A 17,910-nucleotide genomic window follows, 5' to 3' on the forward strand; every position below is an offset into this window, starting at 1 on the left:
ATCTTTTGGAAACAATACTGACCGTAAACCATCTGACTAAAAAATTTGGTTACCTCACTGCTGTAAAAGACCTTTCCTTCACCATTGAAAAAGGAAATGTTTATGGCATTTTGGGACCTAACGGAAGTGGCAAATCCACCACCTTGGGCATTATTCTCAATGTAGTGAACCGCACTTCTGGTGATTTTAGCTGGTTCGATGGCACTACTTCTACCCACGACGCCCTTAAAAAAGTGGGGGCCATTATAGAACGCCCCAACTTTTATCCCTATATGAACGCCATCCAAAATTTACGGTTGGTCTGCAAGATCAAGGACGTTCCTGAAACCAAGATCCAGGAAAAATTGGAACTGGTGGGGTTATGGGACCGTCGCAACAGCAAGTTCAAGACCTATTCGTTAGGGATGAAACAGCGTATGGCCATAGCATCTGCCCTATTAAACGACCCGGAAATATTGATCTTGGACGAGCCCACCAATGGCTTGGACCCCCAAGGTATCCATCAAATACGGGAAATCATCAAACAGATTGCAAGCCAGGGCACTACCATTTTATTGGCTTCCCATTTATTGGACGAGGTGGAAAAGGTCTGCTCGCACGTCATCATACTCCGCAAAGGGGAAAACCTATATTCGGGCCCTGTGGACAGTATGTTGGCAAGTCACGGATTTTTTGAATTGAGGTCGACCAATCTGGACCAACTACAGCAATTGTTGGAAAAGAGCGCCAGTTTCGGAAAAATCGAAAACTTCAATGGCACGCTTACCGCTTATCTAAAAGAAGAAATGGATGCCGAAAGCTTGAACAAAATGCTGTTTGACAAAGGAATCGTGCTATCCCATCTTGTGAAGCGAAAAGAAAGCCTAGAAGAACAGTTTTTAACCTTGACCAAGAACCAATAATCAAAAAAACGAATGTTACGTCTCCTACAAATAGAATTCATAAAGCTTTGGAACAATAGAGCCAGCAAGGCATTGATCATCTCCTATTTTGTGCTCCTTACCTCCATAGCCCTCATTGCGGCCATCAAATTTGATATTGGGCCCGTACAGTTCCACTTGGCCGACCAAGGGATTTTTAATTTCCCATATATCTGGCATTTCAACACCTATGTTACGGCATTGTTCAAATTGTTCCTTGCCATTGTCATTGTCTCCATGATGTCCAATGAGTACAGTAACAAGACCATCAAACAAAACCTGATAGATGGATTGTCCAAAAAAGAATTTATCCTATCCAAGGTGCTGACGGTCATTTCCTTTGCATTGATTTCCACAGTTTTTGTGTTTGTGGTCTCCATGATTCTTGGGCTTGTCTACTCGGACTATAATGAAATGTCCATCATATTCTCGGACTTGGAGTTCCTTCCTGCCTTCTTTTTTAAGTTGGTCGGTTTTTTCTCCTTCTGTCTTTTCTTGGGGATTTTGGTCAAACGTTCCGCTTTTGCCCTTGGTTTCCTTATTTTATGGACCATATTTGAACAAGTGGTTTTTGGCCTATTGGGCTGGAAAGTCATGAGTTGGGAAGCGGCCAAGACCGTAAAGCGCTTTTTTCCCTTGGAGTCCATGGCCAACATGATCAAAGAACCAGTTACCCGACTTTCGGCAGTTCAAAACATAGGACAGCAAATCGGTGAGAACATGAAATTTGATTACCACGTGTATTGGTACGAGTTTCTGATCGTAACCTTTTGGACGGCCATTTTCATCTATTTATCCTACGCATTATTGAAAAAACGTGATTTGTAGTATCTTGTGAGATGCACATTATCACGTAAATGTTGAACAAACTGCTCATATTATGGGTCTTTTTTGTGGGATTCGTAGTGTATTCCAACGAATGCCCCACTTTGATAGCGCCTTTGGACAACTCCACAAATGTCCCCTTGAACGCTACGATTTCATGGAATTCCGTGGAGGGACCCAATGCATATATTATTTCTTTGGGGACTACCCAAGGAGGTACTGATATATTGGCTCCCCAGTTTGTAAACGGTACCTCGTTTACCCCACCCATGGGTTTACCGGAGAATACCTTGGTATATGTCACCATTTCGCTTTTTTATTTTGATGGGCCCGATATAGTCTGTCCGGGCGGTAGTTTCACCACGGAAACCTTGACCGAGCCACCAGAATGTTCACAAATGACATATCCATCCAATTTTTCCAACAATGTAAACCCCAACACCTACATCTCATGGGATTATGCCTACGGCGCCATTGGATATATCGTTAAAATCGGAACCACTGCAGGGGACAACGATATATGGGAAGATGATGTTGAAAACAGATTGTCCATCAACCCGAATATTGATTTGCCTGAAGAAACAGAAGTCTTTGTAACCATTGTCCCCTATAACCTGATCGGAGAAGCTATCGGGTGCTCATCCCAACAATTTACCACGGGAACGCAGTCAAATATTCCAGAGTGCACCCAAATGACCTATCCTCAAAATGGTGAAACAAATGTACCCTTGACCACAGAGCTACAATGGCAAGCGGTGCCGGGAGCAACGGAATACCAAGTAAGCATAGGAACAACCCCGAACAACAATGATATTGTGGACAATTCTACATTCTATACCAATACTACACCCATTGTAAATTTAGAGCCGAACAAGACTTATTTTATTACGATTACCCCAACGAACGAATCCGGTAGCGCACTGGGTTGTTCCAAAGAGAGTTTCACAACCTCGTTTGGATGCGGCCCCTACTGGGACATCGAAATAGCGGATTTTGTTACCTTAAATCCACAAATTGAATTTCCAGACACCCTATCCTTTTGTGAAAACGAAGCCCCTCTGCTGGTTTATTCAACGGATGAGGCAGATGGATATCGCTGGTATAGAGTCGATGAATTTGATAACACTACCCTTATCTCAGAAGAGAGCGAAGTCAATATTGAGGAGAATGGGACGTACCTTTATGAGGCTTACAATATTATCGAGAATAATGACGGCACATCCTTGGAATGTCCGACCACAAAGCAGTTCGAGGTAGTTTCTTCAGAAAGCCCGGTAATTCAGGAAATCAAAGCGGGAAATTTCAATGGTAACCTGTCTTTGACCGTGATCGCTACGGGCAATGGCGATTATGAATTTGCCATAGATAACATGGATGGCCCCTATTCAAGCAGTAATGTTTTTAACAACGTGGAACCTGGAGACCATATTTTATATGTCCGAGATAAAAATGGCTGCGGAATCGCCCAAGAAAAATTCAACCAAGACCTGACCGTGGAAGGTTTTCCCAAATTCTTCACTCCAAATGGGGATACGGTAAATGATTATTGGCAATTCATTCAGCCCGAACAAGCGGAGGAAGTGATTCTTGTGAGTATACGGATCTTTGATCGATACGGTAATTTTTTAAAACAGATTTCGCAAAACTCCCAAGGTTGGGACGGTACTATAAGAGGCACGGCCCTTCCCTCCAGCACCTATTGGTTTGTGGCAGTTGATGATTCCGGTCAACAAATAAAAGGGCACTTTACCTTAAAAAGATAATCTCCTCCATTTACTTCCTTTTGGAAGCAACCTTTACTATTTTTACCAAATGAAATTTCAGGTAGTTTCAGGCTTCAAGCCCACCGGTGACCAACCTCAGGCCATAAAACAGCTCGTAGAGGGAATTGAAACAAAAACCCAACACCAGACCTTGCTGGGAGTTACCGGCTCCGGGAAAACATTTACCGTTGCCAATGTGGTGGAATCGGTTCAAAAACCCACATTGGTCCTAGCCCACAATAAAACATTGGCGGCGCAATTATACTCTGAATTCAAACAGTTTTTCCCGAACAATGCCGTGGAATACTTTGTATCCTACTACGATTACTATCAGCCTGAAGCCTATATTCCCACCAGCGGTCTTTACATTGAAAAAGATCTGTCCATCAACGAGGATATTGAAAAATTACGGTTGAGCACTACCTCTTCCCTACTTTCCGGGAGGCGGGACGTGCTTGTGGTGGCCTCCGTTTCCTGCCTTTACGGTATAGGTAACCCGATAGAGTTCCAAAAGAACGTGATCACCATCCACCGGGATCAGGTAATCTCAAGAACCAAATTTTTAAAACAACTGGTACAGAGCCTTTATGCCCGAACCACCGCAGATTTTAGAAATGGAAATTTTAGGGTAAAGGGCGATGTGGTGGATGTCTTCCCTGGATATGCCGACCATGCATTCCGTATTCATTTTTTTGGGGATGAAATTGAGGAGATAGAAGCTTTGGACCCATATAACAATAAGGTCATCGAAGTTTATGAGACCTTGAACATCTATCCTGCCAATATGTTCGTTACCTCCCCCGATGTGCTTCAAAATGCCATTCGGGAAATACAGGATGATTTGGTAAAACAGGTAGATTATTTTAAGGAAATAGGACGTCCATTGGAAGCCAAACGACTTGAGGAGCGGACCAATTTTGATTTGGAAATGATCCGTGAGTTGGGGTATTGTTCCGGTATTGAGAACTACTCCAGGTATCTGGATGGAAGAAAGCCCGGAACCAGGCCTTTCTGCTTGTTGGACTACTTCCCGGATGATTATCTGATGGTAATCGATGAAAGCCACGTTACCATTCCGCAGGTGCATGCCATGTACGGAGGCGACCGTTCCAGAAAAGAAAATTTGGTGGAATATGGGTTCCGTTTACCGGCAGCCATGGACAACCGTCCCTTGAAATTTGAAGAATTTGAAGCGCTTCAGAATCAGGTTTTGTATGTAAGTGCCACTCCGGCCGATTACGAACTGGAGCTGAGCGAGGGAATCTATGTGGAACAGATCATTAGACCTACGGGATTATTAGATCCGGAAATTGAGGTAAGGCCCAGCGAAAACCAAATCGATGATTTGGTGGAAGAGATTCAGAAAAGGGTGGAACTGGACGAGAGAACCCTGGTGACGACCCTTACCAAACGTATGGCGGAAGAGCTTACCAAATACCTTTCCCGTATCGATATTCGTTGCCGTTACATCCACAGTGATGTGGATACCTTGGAACGTGTTGAGATCATGCAGGATTTGCGAAAGGGACTTTTTGATGTTCTCATAGGCGTCAACCTTTTACGCGAGGGACTAGATTTGCCAGAGGTTTCCCTTGTTGCAATTCTTGATGCCGATAAGGAAGGTTTCTTGCGAAGTAACCGTTCATTGACGCAAACGGTAGGGAGAGCGGCCAGAAACCTGAACGGAAGGGCCATTATGTATGCGGACAAAATAACGGAGAGTATGCAGAAGACCATTGATGAGACCAATTATCGTAGGGAAAAGCAAATGTCCTACAACAAGGAAAACAACATAACACCGACCGCCCTCAATAAAAGTTTGGACAGTGCCCTGGCAAAGAATTCAGTGTCCACCTATCATTTTCAGAAAGAAGAACTCCGTGCGGCCGAACCGGATCTGGAGTACCTGACGCAGGACCAAAAAGAAAAATTGATCCGCGACAAAAGAAAGGCCATGGAAAAAGCTGCAAAAGAGCTTAATTTTATGGAAGCTGCCAAACTAAGGGACGAGATTAAAATGCTTCAGGAAAAGGAATAAAAAATACGCCCCCGCAAAGCAGGGGCGCACTTCAACTAACCAACTAATCCAACCATCATGAAACACCTATAGTTGGTGTTCGAATGTCTTATGCGATTTCAATCAATCGTTTTGGCTTTGGCAATGCCTCTTGTTTTTTAGGCAATACCAATTTTAATATTCCATCTTCGTACTTGGCATCAATTTTAGACCCATCAACGGTTTCGGGAAGGGTAAAAGCCCTTTTGAAAGAGGTATAGGAAAACTCTTTTCTGGTGTAGTTGTCCTTGTTTTCCTCGTTTTCAGTTTTTACTTCACTAGAAATGGTCAGTACATCGTTATCAATTTCAACGGTGAAGTCGTCTTTTTTCATTCCGGGAACGGCTAGTTCCAATTCAAATCCATCTGTATTGTCCTTTATGTTCACAGCGGGCACAGAAGCATTCCACTTTTCTGTTCCACCGAACCAATCAGGATTCATAAAATCGTTCATCAAGGATGGAAAAAACAGGTTGTTTCTCTTTACTATACTCATGGCGATTCAATTTTTAGTTAAACATTAAAATCACCAGATAAAAGACAAAACCTATACCAACAGAACAATCATGTCTTTATGACATGTTTTGATTTAAAATAGGTGTCATTTTGACATTAATTGTAGTGCGCTTTAAAGATATCGATAAGCACATCTGGGGGGACTATCTTGTTCGGGTACCGGTGCATCACTTCCAGTACCTGACTGATGGCCGTAGGCGGCAGTCCCATTTTTAGTCCAATATTGTAAAGGGTATCAATTTCTTTTTTGTGCTGCTCACGGTCAACGTTCATGAGGAGGGTAAGCCTGTGGAACTGAACAATTCGCTCTGCTTGGGTCTTTAACCTCACCTTAGGGGATTTTTCCTTAAGTAGGCCATCAAAAACTTCTTTTTCCACCCCCAGACTACTGGCTACCTTCAAAAGAAAATCATACTCGGATTGCTTTAGAGAATGGTCCACCCTAGCAAAAGAAATCATCTCAGAAAGAATGCTCAATTTTTCCTCGTATGTACCCATAACATTTGGTTTTGATTAGCAATCCTAACTAGATAACTCCAAAACACTCCGTTTAGTACACAAAAAAGCCCCGAAAATTCAGGGCTTTTTCTAACTAACTCAAACAATTCCCGTTTATTAGGCGGTAATTCGAACTGGAACTTCGTAAACCCTACCAGGAGCAACGTTGTTCAATTGCACCTTTTTGTAGTTCAAACGGCTCTTTACGAAGCCTTCCAAAATTTCATCTTTGGTCTCTACGGACAGTACTACCAATTCGCCTTTTTCGGTTACGATAAAACGAACCTCAGCAGTAAGCTCGTTGGATTCCACATTAAATTGATTGTCTTTCAACAATTCATAAATCTGTCCCGAAAGATTGTTTTCTGTGGTTGCTTTTTTTCCTTTGGTTGCGAATACACTCATTGAAGCGAATAGTGCCAATGCAACTGAAACAGTTTTGAATTTTCTCATGATTTTGTTTTTTGATTTATATTGATGTTTACTAATATGTCAATTTTAGAGCTTGATTATGGCCCTTTTTTAATGACACCTCAAAAATAAGACGATTAAAAAATAAAAATGTTACACTTCTGGGTAATTTAACAAATGTTTAATGTCCTTAACCTTGGGCTAATGTTTCCGTGCGGACAGATTTAAACACCCTATAACCTGATACTGTCCACCAAGTTTCTGTAAATGAAATAGATTGTGATTCTTAGCGTGGAAACGAAAGAAAATATACTCCATGGAGTTTTAAAATTAAAAAGGGCGACACTTTTGGTGTCGCCCTTTTTAATTTATTGGTATTATGAGTCTAGCTCAAAACTTCTTCTACTTTATCCGCGGCTTCTTTGAACTGCACCGCTGAATGAACGGCCAATCCAGAATTGTCAATGATTTCTTTCGCCAATTCCGCGTTGGTACCCTGTAACCTTACGATTATCGGTACTTGGATGGCATCTCCCATGTTCTTGTATGCATCAACAACACCTTGCGCCACACGGTCGCAACGCACGATACCTCCAAAAATATTGATCAGAATCGCCTTTACATTGGGGTCTTTTAGAATAATACGGAAAGCCTCCTCTACCCTTTTGGCATCAGCAGTACCTCCTACGTCCAAGAAGTTGGCAGGTTCACCACCGGCCATTTTTATCAAGTCCATAGTGGCCATCGCCAATCCGGCGCCGTTAACCATACACCCTACGTTTCCATCCAAATCCACATAGTTAAGTCCCACTTCGCGGGCTTCCACTTCAATCGGGTTCTCTTCACGAAGGTCGCGCATCTCTGCGTAGGATTTTCTCCTATACAGGGCATTATCATCTATGGTCACTTTGGCATCGACGGCCATTATTTTATCATCCGATGTCTTCAAAACTGGGTTGATTTCAAAAAGACTGGCATCGCTCTCTTCATAAGCCTTGTACAAAGCGGCCACAAACTTCACCATTTCCTTGAAAGCTGTTCCCGATAAACCTAGGTTAAAGGCAATTCTTCTCGCTTGGAAAGGCAAAAGTCCCATTCCTGGGTCAATCTCTTCGGTAAAGATCAAATGTGGTGTTTTTTCGGCCACTTCCTCAATATCCATACCTCCTTCGGTAGAATACATGATCATGTTCCTACCACTTCCCCGGTTCAAAAGAACGGACATATAAAACTCGCTGGTTTCACTGTCCCCTGGGTAGTAAACATCCTCGGCGACCAAAACTTGGTGCACCTTTTTTCCTTCCGCAGATGTTTGCGGAGTGACCAAGTTCATTCCTATGATGCTCCCCGCCAACTCTTCAACCTCCTTCAAATTTTTGGCCAGCTTTACTCCACCGCCCTTACCACGACCACCAGCATGCACTTGTGCTTTGATTACGTGCCATCCGGTTCCTGTTTCCTGTGTAAGTTGTTTTGCGGCATCGACTGCTTCTTTTGCATTGCGGGCCACAATTCCGCGCTGGATCCTAACTCCAAAACTGGCTAAAATCTCTTTTCCTTGATATTCGTGAAGATTCATCTGTGAATTTACTTTTGTTTGATGACAAAAATAGAAAACACGGTTGACAAATTGAAGATGTTAAAAGAATAATTACGCTCCCGAAGGGAATAAAAGGTCGATTTGCACCGGAAATGGCTACAACTGGAAATCCTGAAAGTCCAAGGGGTCGAAATTTTTGAAATGACCGTTCATCTCAATGATGTCCTTGGTACGGTTTACCTCGCTCAAAATAGTGGTGGTGGTCTCTAAATGTTTCTTTATATAATGTAGGCGATCCGTTTCCTTGGGCATGAGCAACAATTCATATTCCTGCTCAAAGGAAAGTCCCATTTTATGGGCAAGCGAATAGCTGTTGAACTGTTTTGGCGATGTTTTGGTAAAAGGAACGTCCATAATATCGTAAAGCGCCTCTACCTTTCGAAGCACCTCTTCCCTTAGAGTTTCATCGGCATTGTTCTCGGTTTCCAAAAACTCAACATCACCTCCGGCATATAATTTACCCTCCATCTGCTGTTCAAAACTCAATATCTTGAAAATTTGGCGCGCCACACATACTACGTCCATTTCACCGGAATCGTAGGAGTTGACCACTTCCACCAGTTGCACCTCGGTACCATGCGAAATGGTGTTATTGATATAAACGGGAATCCCAAAAGTCATGGCTTCCCTTCTGCAATCATTGATCAATTGCTTATAGCGCTCCTCAAAAATATGGAGCGGCACGGTTTCACCGGGATAAAAAACAGATTTTAAAGGAAATAAGGGAAGCTTCATTTTCTAAGTTTGTCTCTAAAAATACGTATCAAATCCAAAAGTCACAACCTTTTGGAATACTATTGGTTGCAAATAAAACAATTTGTTATATTTATATATTTATGCATTTATTTCTTGGTTGAACGACCTACAAAAACTAGTTTTGCCCAAAATACTATTACATGAACTCTAAGGACTTACTTCAGCTTACCGAGCAATTTGGCGCACCGCTCTATGTTTATGATGCCGATAAGATAACATCCCAGTACAATAAGCTCACCAATGCTTTTAAGGGTGTATCAAGTCTTAAGCTCAATTACGCTGCCAAAGCACTATCCAATATAAGCATCCTAAGATTGATGAACAGTTTAGGGAGCGGATTGGATACGGTTTCCATTCAAGAAGTAAGATTGGGACTTTTGGCGGGTTTTAAGCCGGAGTCCATCATATTTACCCCAAACGGAGTTTCTTTGGAAGAAATTGAGGAAGCTGCTGCGCTTGGCGTACAGGTAAATATTGACAACCTTTCCATTTTAGAGCAGTTTGGTAGCAAGCATCCGGATATACCGGTATGTATTCGTATCAATCCGCACGTGATGGCTGGAGGAAATTCCAAGATTTCTGTAGGACATATCGATTCTAAATTTGGAATCAGCATACATCAAATTCCCCATTTATTGAGAATTGTGGAGTTGACCAACATGAACATCAACGGTATTCACATGCACACGGGAAGTGATATTTTGGATATCGATGTATTCCTGTACGCGTCTGAAATCCTGTTTGAAACGGCAAGCAATTTTAAGGATCTAGAGTTTATCGATTTTGGCAGTGGGTTTAAAGTACCCTATAAAGAAGGTGACATCCAGACCAACGTGGAAGAACTAGGGAAAAAACTCACCAAAAGATTTAACGAGTTTTGCAAGGAATATGGCAGGGAACTTACCCTCGCTTTTGAGCCCGGCAAATTTTTGGTAAGCGAAGCCGGTCACTTCTTGGCCAAGGTAAATGTGGTAAAACAGACAACTTCTACCGTATTCGCAAGTGTGGATTCAGGCTTTAATCACTTGATCAGGCCCATGCTGTATGGGTCTACCCATCAAATCATCAATATTTCCAATCCAAAAGGAAGAGAACGTTATTACTCGGTAGTAGGTTATATCTGCGAAACAGATACTTTTGGCAGCAATCGCAGAATCAACGAGATATCGGAAGGCGATGTGCTCTGCTTCAAGAATGCGGGAGCCTATTGTTTTACCATGGCCAGCAATTACAATTCCCGATATAGGCCAGCCGAAGTATTATGGTACAAGGGCAAGGCACACCTGATCAGAAAAAGAGAGACATTTGATGACATCCTGCATAACCAAGTTGATGTAAAGTCCATTTTTGAAACTCCAAAAAAAGAAACCGTAAAGTAGCCTATCAGCCTTATCAGACTGTTAAAGCACATACTTTTTTGGCACAATTTTCGTTAGTTTTGTATTGATAGAACGACGATTATGTCAAAAACCAAGACTATGCGCTCAATTTTTACCCAAATCAGCTTGCTTTTTATCCTATTGCTAGGCTTTAATGCCCAAGCCCAGGACATCAAATGGATTTCTTGGGAGGAAGCCGTCCAATTATCCAAAACGGATGCTCAACCCAAAAAGTTTTTTGTTGATGTTTACACGGATTGGTGCGGATGGTGCAAAAAAATGGATAAGGATACTTTTCAACATCCTGAAGTTTCCAAATATATGCAGGACAATTTTTACATGGTAAAAATGGATGCCGAGGGCAAGGAACCAATTGAATACCAAGGTAAAACCTTCAAATTCGTCCCATCCGGAAGACGTGGCTACCACGAACTTGCCGCTGCATTATTGCAGGGAAAAATGAGCTACCCTACCGTAGTTTTTCTGGATGAGGAAATCAATATGCTGTCCCCTGTACCAGGCTATCAAAAAGTAGAGCCGTTCATGCAGATTGCCAAGTATTTTGGCGACAATATCTATAAGGACAAGGATTGGCAGAGCTACGCTGGAAAATAAACCCTTCGCGTAACTCTCCATTATTTGATTACCTACTATAATTTGGACTTTCTTTGGTAATGGTCACGTTGTGCGGGTGACTCTCGTGAATTCCGCTTGATGTAATCTTTACGAAGCGGGCACTATTTTTAAGGGTTTCGATATCCTTGGCACCGCAATAGCCCATACCTGCCCGCAGCCCACCGATAAACTGGTGCATGCTTTCCATTAATTCCCCTTTGTAAGGCACACGGCCCACAATTCCTTCGGGAACCAATTTTTTGATATCGTCCTCAACGTCCTGAAAGTATCTGTCCTTACTACCTTGCTTCATGGCTTCTACAGAGCCCATTCCGCGGTAAGATTTAAACTTTCTTCCTTCGTAGATTATGGTTTCTCCCGGAGATTCTTTGGTGCCCGCAAGCAAGGACCCCAACATTACGGTGTCCGCCCCAGCCGCCAATGCTTTTGGGATATCACCGGTATATCGGATTCCTCCATCCGCGATAACAGGAACACCAGTCCCCTTTAATGCGGCGGCAACTTCCAAAACAGCAGAAAACTGGGGAAATCCAACCCCCGCCACAACACGCGTGGTGCATATGGAACCTGGCCCGATTCCAACCTTAACGGCATCGGCACCGGCCTCCACCAAGTATTTTGCGGCTTCAGCAGTCGCTATGTTTCCGACGACCACTTCCAGTTCCGGGAAGGATTTCTTTACTGCCTTTAAAATACTGACCACACCTTTGGTGTGCCCGTGAGCCGTATCTATGATTACGGCGTCTACGCCAGCCTTTACCAAGGCTGCTGCACGATCTACCGCATCTCCTGTGACGCCAATTGCCGCAGCTACGCGCAATCGTCCGTACTGGTCCTTATTGGCTATGGGTTTTTGGGTAAGTTTCGTAATATCCCTAAAGGTAATGAGGCCTATAAGCTCGTCATTGTCGTTTATTACAGGAAGCTTTTCAATTTTGTTCTCTTGCAGGATTACTTCTGCCTGTTGAAGTGAAGTACCCTCAGCGACAGTCACCAAATTTTCGGACGTCATTACATCCGCAATGGGCCTATCGTCATTTTTCTCAAAACGAAGATCACGATTGGTCACAATACCGATCAGCTTTTTGTTGCTGTCCACAATTGGAATTCCCCCGATACTATGCTCTCTCATGCTTGCTTTGGCATCGCGCACCACGGATTCCAATGGTAGAGTAACAGGATCCATAATCATTCCACTCTCTGCCCGCTTTACTTTTCTGACCTTAAGTGCTTGTTGCTCAATGGTCATATTTTTATGAAGCACACCAATACCGCCCTCCCTTGCCATGGCTATGGCCATACGGGATTCGGTCACTGTATCCATCGCTGCGGAAACAATGGGCACATTTATGGTGATGTTCTTTGTAAATTTTGACTGGATATTTACTTCTCGGGGAAGTACTTCGGAGTATGCGGGCACTAGAAGAACGTCGTCGTATGTAAGACCTTCTCCAACAATTTTGTTCTGGTGAGCTTCCATTGCAATTACGGATTAATTGCGTGCAAATATACCACTAATTTATTTGATTACCTTGTTGTGATACCATTACATTTTTTGTCCGCAGAAATTGATTCGTTTATTTAGAATGATTCTATATAATTATTATCTTTAGGCCTCAATTCCTTTTTTATGTGTAGATTTTTGAATGTGATGAGCCGATCAAAAAATGGAGTGCTGACTTTTTGTAATCGCACCAAATTGTTTCAATTGATCTATAACAACCTCTGTTTTGAACTTTATGAATGGGAGTTGGAAGCATTGAAGGATTATATCGAAAACCTAGACATACCCTATTGGGAAAACCAATTGAAGAACTGGAGCCAACAACGCAAAATCCCTATATTCGTAGGAAAAAAGCATTTCATTATTTTGGTGAATAAAGAGGAAGTGAGCGAAATATTGAGCCTGCTAAAATTTGAAAAGCAACGGGTAAAACTCCTTTCCCGTGATGATATCGATTATCAATTCATAGAGAACTAGGGCACTTTTATACTTTAATGCCTTTTGGAAATATACATTGCCAAAAGACCAGACAGGCAGAGCCGGTATAACACATGGTCATCAAAATTCCAGAAAACACGACTACGTAACGAAACCAACCTATTCCGGCCCACATCAAATAAATTCCGCCAAAGGTGAGAACTATGGAGCAAAATGGTTCAATGATCAAAAACAACTTCAGTTTTTTGGGTGCCTTGCTGATCCAGACCAATGCTCCCAACAGAAAGAAAATAAAAGACATGGAAAGCACATGTGTGTGAATGATCGTCAACATTTCACGCTCCCCTTTTTTAAATTTCATCACCTCGGCATCTTCATCCTCTTCATTGCCCAAGTAATTCTCTTCAATCCCAACTGGGGTTGTCGACTCGGTTTCTTGGATAAAAAGCAATCCAGTGAAATATCCAATGGAAAGAACCGTCACAAAAACGGAAATAAAAACTCGTAGTTCTTTGGGTAATGTTGGCAATAGACCATCGTACTTCATAGTGGAAAATTGTTGAATCCTCAAATATATCAATTTAGACCCAATCTAAATAATAATCCTAAAATCCTTAAGTAAAACCACTGTACCATCAAAAAACATTGGCTCTTAACCATATTTTTGTTAGAAATTACCGTAAGGTTCAATTTATATTTATTTATTCTAAATAAATTTTTTTTCTCCTAAGAAGCATATAGTTTTGCAAGCCAAAAATAGCACCTTATTTAAAGTGAGTCTTAATTAACGTCATGTACAGAATATTTTTAACTATCGCTCTTTTCAGCTCCCTGATTGTTGCAGGACAACAAAGTCAAACCCCTACAGATTCCTCCACCATTGCATTGAGTGAGGTTGTTCTATCGGCCAAGGTAATTTTTGGAAGTAAATTTGTCGCCAAGAACAGAACAGGTTCCTCCTACTATATCTCACCCGAGGAAATCAAAAAATTCAACTATACCGATGTCAACCGTACCTTAAGGTCCGTTCCTGGGGTCAACGTTTATGAAGAGGATGGATTTGGTCTTAGGCCCAACATCAGTTTAAGGGGAACATCCCCTGAAAGGAGTTCAAAGATCACTTTAATGGAAGACGGTGTGCTTATTGCCCCTGCACCATACAGTGCACCATCAGCTTATTACTTTCCCACCATTGCGCGTATGCAGGCCGTAGAAATATTAAAGGGAAGCAGTCAAGTACAATTTGGGCCATATACAACTGGTGGCGCCATTAATATGGTTTCAACAGAAGTTCCCGACAACTTCGGTATCTTTTTAAATAGCAGTTATGGAAGTTTTCAAAGTGGCCGTATGCACGCCCAACTTGGGGACAGCCGAAAAAACTTTGGTTACTCGGTGGAATACCTCAATTACAACTCCAACGGGTTTAAAAATCTGGAAAATGGGGATAATACAGGTTTCGACAAAAATGATCTGGTCGCAAAGTTCAAGGTCAATACCAATCCAGAAGCAAGGTTGGGACAAGAGTTTGAATTGAAATTTCAGTATTCGGACGAAACATCCAATGAAACCTATCTCGGTCTGACCCAGGAGGATTTCGATGCCGACCCGTTCCTTCGCTACGCTGGATCACAAAAGGACCAAATGAACGCAGAACACCTTCAATTAATGGGTACACATGCCCTAAAATTCAATAATCAGTTCAGAATCACCACTACTGGGTATTACAATGATTTTAGCAGAAATTGGTACAAGGTGGATTATGTTACCGTTAATGGAGAACGCGAGGGTATTGGAAGCATATTCGGTGACCCCACTACTTATGATGCCTACCTCGATTTGGTAAAGGGAACAGCCAATAGTGGGGCGGACGACTCCCTTAATGCCAGAAACAACAATAGGGACTATTTGTCCACAGGGGTCCAAACAAAATTGGATTACCATTGGAGCGGGGAAAACACGTACCATGACCTAGAAATAGGACTGCGCTATCATTATGATGAGGAAGACCGCTTTCAATGGATAGACGATTACGCCATGGTGAACGGAAACATGCAATTGATCAACGAAGGCATCCCTGGAACCAATGCCAACCGTGTAAGTAGCGCAAAGGCCTTTGCATCTTACGCCATGTACAAACTTAAAATCAACGATTTGACCTTAACTCCAGGGCTACGCTATGAAAACATTACCTTGGAAAGATTGAACTACGGAACCGATGATATAGAACGTATCGGCACTGACATTTCCGAAAGACAAAACAAAGTTGACGTGTTTATCCCTGGCATTGGATTCAACTACAATTTCAACAACCTTTCTATTTTTGGAGGTGTTCACAAAGGATTCTCACCGCCTAGCAACCAACCTGGAGAAAACCCTGAAGAAAGTGTGAATTATGAACTGGGTAGTCGTTTTTCCTTCGCTGGTATTTCGGGCGAAGTTGTTGGCTTTTTCAACGATTACAGCAACCTTTTGGGAAGTGATTTGGCCGCCACAGGAGGAACTGGCTCATTGGATCAGTTCAATGCAGGTGAAGTACATGTACAGGGAATCGAATTGTTGCTGAACTATAATTTCTTGGAAAAGAATGATAATCTTCAACTTCCTTTTACTTTTGGCTATACCCTGACCGACACAGAATTTCTGAACAGTTTTGGCAGTAGCAATGATATATGGGGAGAGGTTGCCTCTGGTGATGAGATGCCCTATATCTCAAAACACCAATTCAACGCTGCGCTTTCCCTAGAACATCAAAACTTTGAAATAAACCTTAGCGGCAGATACAATGGTGCATTCAGGACCAAAGCTGGTAGCGGACCAATCGCCTCCAACGAAAAAGTAGGCTCCAATTTTATCCTTGACTTTGGTGGCAGATACAGCTTTAATGAACATTTTGCGTTAACTGCCAATATGATCAACCTATTGGACGAGAAATATGCCGTAGCCAGAGTTCCTGCTGGATTACGTCCAGGGCACCCTTTTGGTATTTATGCCGGGGTAGAACTTCGCTATTAGGATAAAACGACGAAATGAATTTGAAAAAAGCACTCTTCGGAGTGCTTTTTTAATGATACACGGAGAACAATTCCGTTGCCTTATTGTAGGCAGCTTCAAAAACCATCCAATTGACACCCGAATCGGCTTTTTCCGTTGTAAAGTAGGAGAGCATTTTTTCCGTGGGCATATTACCCGTCAATTCATCCTTGGCCATTGGGCAACCACCAAAACCTTGCACAGCTCCATCAAAACGCCGACAACCAGCTTTGTAGGCCGCATCCACCTTTTCGTGCCATTTTGTGGGCGTTGTGTGCAAATGGGCCCCAAATTCAATCTCGGGATATTTGGGAATCAAGTTGGAAAACAAATAATCTATGACCTCGGGTGTAGAACTGCCAATGGTATCCGACAACGATAGTATTCTGGTTCCCATTTCGGCCAGTTTTTCGGTCCACTCCCCTACAATCTCCACGTTCCAAGGATCTCCGTAGGGATTCCCAAACCCCATGGAAATATAGGTGACCACCTCTTTATTGTTTGCATCTGCCAGTTCCAAGATTCCCTTTAACGTTTCCACCGATTGATCGATGGTCTTGTGGGTATTCCGCATCTGAAAGTTTTCGGAAATGGAGAATGGAAAACCTAGATAATCGATTGCTTTATGTTCGCATGCATCCTGCGCCCCACGAACATTGGCCACAATGGCCAAAAGCTTGCTTTTGGTCCTGGACAAATCCAATCTTGCAAGCACTTCTGCGGTGTCCTGCATCTGCGGTATGGCCTTGGGGGATACAAAACTTCCAAAGTCGATGGTGTCAAAACCACAGCCCAACAAAGACTGGATATACTTCACCTTCTCATCTGTTGGGATAAAGGTTTTGATTCCCTGCATGGCGTCCCGTGGACATTCTATGAGTTTTACTTTTGGCATAGGCTTCTGTAAAAATAGCACTTATTTATCCGATAGAAACAGATAAACGGCAATGCCCAGAAAAACAACAATCTGCACCCATTTTAAATAAACACCTGCATTTTCATGCCTTGTCAGGTATGTAGAGATTCTTCCTGCCAAGACCGCAATTGCCCCAAAAACGATGAGGGCGGATAACATAAAAAGCAGTCCCAAAATATAGAACTGAATCACGGAATTGAGTTCTTCGCTGAACAAAAATCCCGGAAAAAAGGCTAGAAAGAAAATAGTGACCTTCGGATTAAGAACATTCATAGTGAAACCTGTCCAAAACAACTTTTTTGTTGATTTTGGAGCTTTGTCCGCGCCGCTTAGATTGATTGCAGGGTCACTTTGGTAAACCCTGTACGCCAAATACAACAAGTAGAGAGCGCCAAAAAGTTTGATAGCAAAAAAAAGCGTGTCACTGCGCTTGATGATTTCCGAAACCCCAAAAGCCAATAAAGTCGTGTGCACCAAACATCCAGAGACCAAGCCGAATACTGTCGCCATACCAGATTTGGTACCGTTGCTAATGCTTTGGGTCAACACAAAAATGTTGTCTGGACCGGGGGAAACGGCCAAGGCCAGTGAAGACACCAAAAAACCAATCAATATGGGGTAATTGATGGTCTCCATTAAAAAGAATAAGCTGTACATAT

The 17,910-nt window shown here is 42.5% G+C and carries 17 protein-coding genes; 8 read left to right on the forward strand and 9 right to left on the reverse strand.

The window, feature by feature from the left end:
• Nucleotides 1-5 precede the first annotated feature (5 nt).
• Genes SD449_RS14115 through uvrB form a run of 4 tightly spaced genes read left to right on the forward strand, consistent with a single transcriptional unit; the run spans nucleotide 6 to nucleotide 5,546 of the window.
• Nucleotides 6-902, forward strand: coding sequence for an ABC transporter ATP-binding protein (locus SD449_RS14115; RefSeq protein ID WP_318311453.1), 897 nt, complete (start codon nucleotides 6-8; stop codon nucleotides 900-902).
• Nucleotides 903-914: 12 nt separating this feature from the next.
• Complete coding sequence (locus SD449_RS14120) at nucleotides 915-1,748, forward strand: ABC transporter permease (RefSeq protein ID WP_318311454.1); 834 nt, start codon at nucleotides 915-917, stop codon at nucleotides 1,746-1,748.
• A 29-nt stretch (nucleotides 1,749-1,777) separates the two neighbouring features.
• Nucleotides 1,778-3,508, forward strand: a complete 1,731-nt coding sequence (locus SD449_RS14125; protein ID WP_318311455.1) for a T9SS type B sorting domain-containing protein — start codon at nucleotides 1,778-1,780, stop codon at nucleotides 3,506-3,508.
• A gap of 49 nt (nucleotides 3,509-3,557) precedes the next feature.
• Nucleotides 3,558-5,546: an excinuclease ABC subunit UvrB gene (uvrB, locus tag SD449_RS14130; RefSeq protein WP_318311457.1), complete on the forward strand. Its 1,989-nt coding sequence runs from the start codon at nucleotides 3,558-3,560 to the stop codon at nucleotides 5,544-5,546.
• Nucleotides 5,547-5,634: 88 nt separating this feature from the next.
• Here uvrB and SD449_RS14135 read toward each other — a convergent pair whose 3' ends face one another.
• The 5 genes from SD449_RS14135 to SD449_RS14155 all read right to left on the reverse strand — a co-directional run bounded on the left by SD449_RS14135 (nucleotide 5,635) and on the right by SD449_RS14155 (nucleotide 9,324).
• A complete protein-coding gene (locus tag SD449_RS14135; protein ID WP_318311459.1) occupies nucleotides 5,635-6,060 on the reverse strand; it encodes an Hsp20/alpha crystallin family protein in 426 nt (141 codons plus the stop codon).
• A gap of 116 nt (nucleotides 6,061-6,176) precedes the next feature.
• Nucleotides 6,177-6,578: a TerB family tellurite resistance protein gene (locus tag SD449_RS14140; RefSeq protein ID WP_318311461.1), complete on the reverse strand. Its 402-nt coding sequence runs from the start codon at nucleotides 6,576-6,578 to the stop codon at nucleotides 6,177-6,179.
• 117 nt (nucleotides 6,579-6,695) lie between these two features.
• Nucleotides 6,696-7,031, reverse strand: a complete 336-nt coding sequence (locus SD449_RS14145; protein WP_318311463.1) for a hypothetical protein — start codon at nucleotides 7,029-7,031, stop codon at nucleotides 6,696-6,698.
• Between the two features lie 343 nt (nucleotides 7,032-7,374).
• Entirely contained in the window at nucleotides 7,375-8,568 is a 1,194-nt protein-coding gene (gene sucC, locus SD449_RS14150; protein ID WP_318311464.1) for an ADP-forming succinate--CoA ligase subunit beta, read from the reverse strand.
• 117 nt (nucleotides 8,569-8,685) lie between these two features.
• Complete coding sequence (locus SD449_RS14155; RefSeq protein ID WP_318311466.1) at nucleotides 8,686-9,324, reverse strand: LON peptidase substrate-binding domain-containing protein; 639 nt, start codon at nucleotides 9,322-9,324, stop codon at nucleotides 8,686-8,688.
• Nucleotides 9,325-9,485: 161 nt separating this feature from the next.
• On the opposite strand from SD449_RS14155, the gene lysA reads away from it, so the two are divergent.
• Nucleotides 9,486-10,724: a diaminopimelate decarboxylase gene (gene lysA, locus SD449_RS14160; RefSeq protein WP_318311467.1), complete on the forward strand. Its 1,239-nt coding sequence runs from the start codon at nucleotides 9,486-9,488 to the stop codon at nucleotides 10,722-10,724.
• Between the two features lie 99 nt (nucleotides 10,725-10,823).
• Complete coding sequence (locus SD449_RS14165; RefSeq protein ID WP_318311468.1) at nucleotides 10,824-11,339, forward strand: thioredoxin family protein; 516 nt, start codon at nucleotides 10,824-10,826, stop codon at nucleotides 11,337-11,339.
• 28 nt (nucleotides 11,340-11,367) lie between these two features.
• Here the strand turns inward: SD449_RS14165 and guaB are convergent, their stop codons facing one another.
• The gene (gene guaB, locus SD449_RS14170) at nucleotides 11,368-12,840 is read right to left on the reverse strand and encodes an IMP dehydrogenase (protein WP_318311470.1); all 1,473 of its coding nucleotides are present in this window, start codon (nucleotides 12,838-12,840) and stop codon (nucleotides 11,368-11,370) included.
• A gap of 150 nt (nucleotides 12,841-12,990) precedes the next feature.
• On the opposite strand from guaB, the gene SD449_RS14175 reads away from it, so the two are divergent.
• Complete coding sequence (locus tag SD449_RS14175) at nucleotides 12,991-13,341, forward strand: DUF6686 family protein (protein ID WP_318311472.1); 351 nt, start codon at nucleotides 12,991-12,993, stop codon at nucleotides 13,339-13,341.
• 7 nt (nucleotides 13,342-13,348) lie between these two features.
• Here the strand turns inward: SD449_RS14175 and SD449_RS14180 are convergent, their stop codons facing one another.
• Nucleotides 13,349-13,849 (reverse strand): hypothetical protein, encoded by a 501-nt coding sequence (locus SD449_RS14180; RefSeq protein WP_318311473.1) that lies wholly within the window; start codon nucleotides 13,847-13,849, stop codon nucleotides 13,349-13,351.
• Between the two features lie 245 nt (nucleotides 13,850-14,094).
• Here SD449_RS14180 and SD449_RS14185 point away from each other — a divergent pair, with 245 nt between their 5' ends.
• Nucleotides 14,095-16,317 (forward strand): TonB-dependent receptor family protein, encoded by a 2,223-nt coding sequence (locus SD449_RS14185; RefSeq protein WP_318311475.1) that lies wholly within the window; start codon nucleotides 14,095-14,097, stop codon nucleotides 16,315-16,317.
• A 49-nt stretch (nucleotides 16,318-16,366) separates the two neighbouring features.
• Here SD449_RS14185 and SD449_RS14190 read toward each other — a convergent pair whose 3' ends face one another.
• Both SD449_RS14190 and SD449_RS14195 read right to left on the reverse strand, forming a co-directional pair.
• Nucleotides 16,367-17,230 (reverse strand): hydroxymethylglutaryl-CoA lyase, encoded by an 864-nt coding sequence (locus tag SD449_RS14190; protein ID WP_318311477.1) that lies wholly within the window; start codon nucleotides 17,228-17,230, stop codon nucleotides 16,367-16,369.
• A gap of 21 nt (nucleotides 17,231-17,251) precedes the next feature.
• Nucleotides 17,252-17,908, reverse strand: a complete 657-nt coding sequence (locus SD449_RS14195) for a LysE family translocator (protein WP_318311478.1) — start codon at nucleotides 17,906-17,908, stop codon at nucleotides 17,252-17,254.
• Nucleotides 17,909-17,910 lie beyond the last annotated feature (2 nt).

Origin of the sequence: Flagellimonas crocea (assembly GCF_033441595.1) — a bacterium.
Taxonomy (GTDB): domain Bacteria; phylum Bacteroidota; class Bacteroidia; order Flavobacteriales; family Flavobacteriaceae; genus Flagellimonas; species Flagellimonas crocea.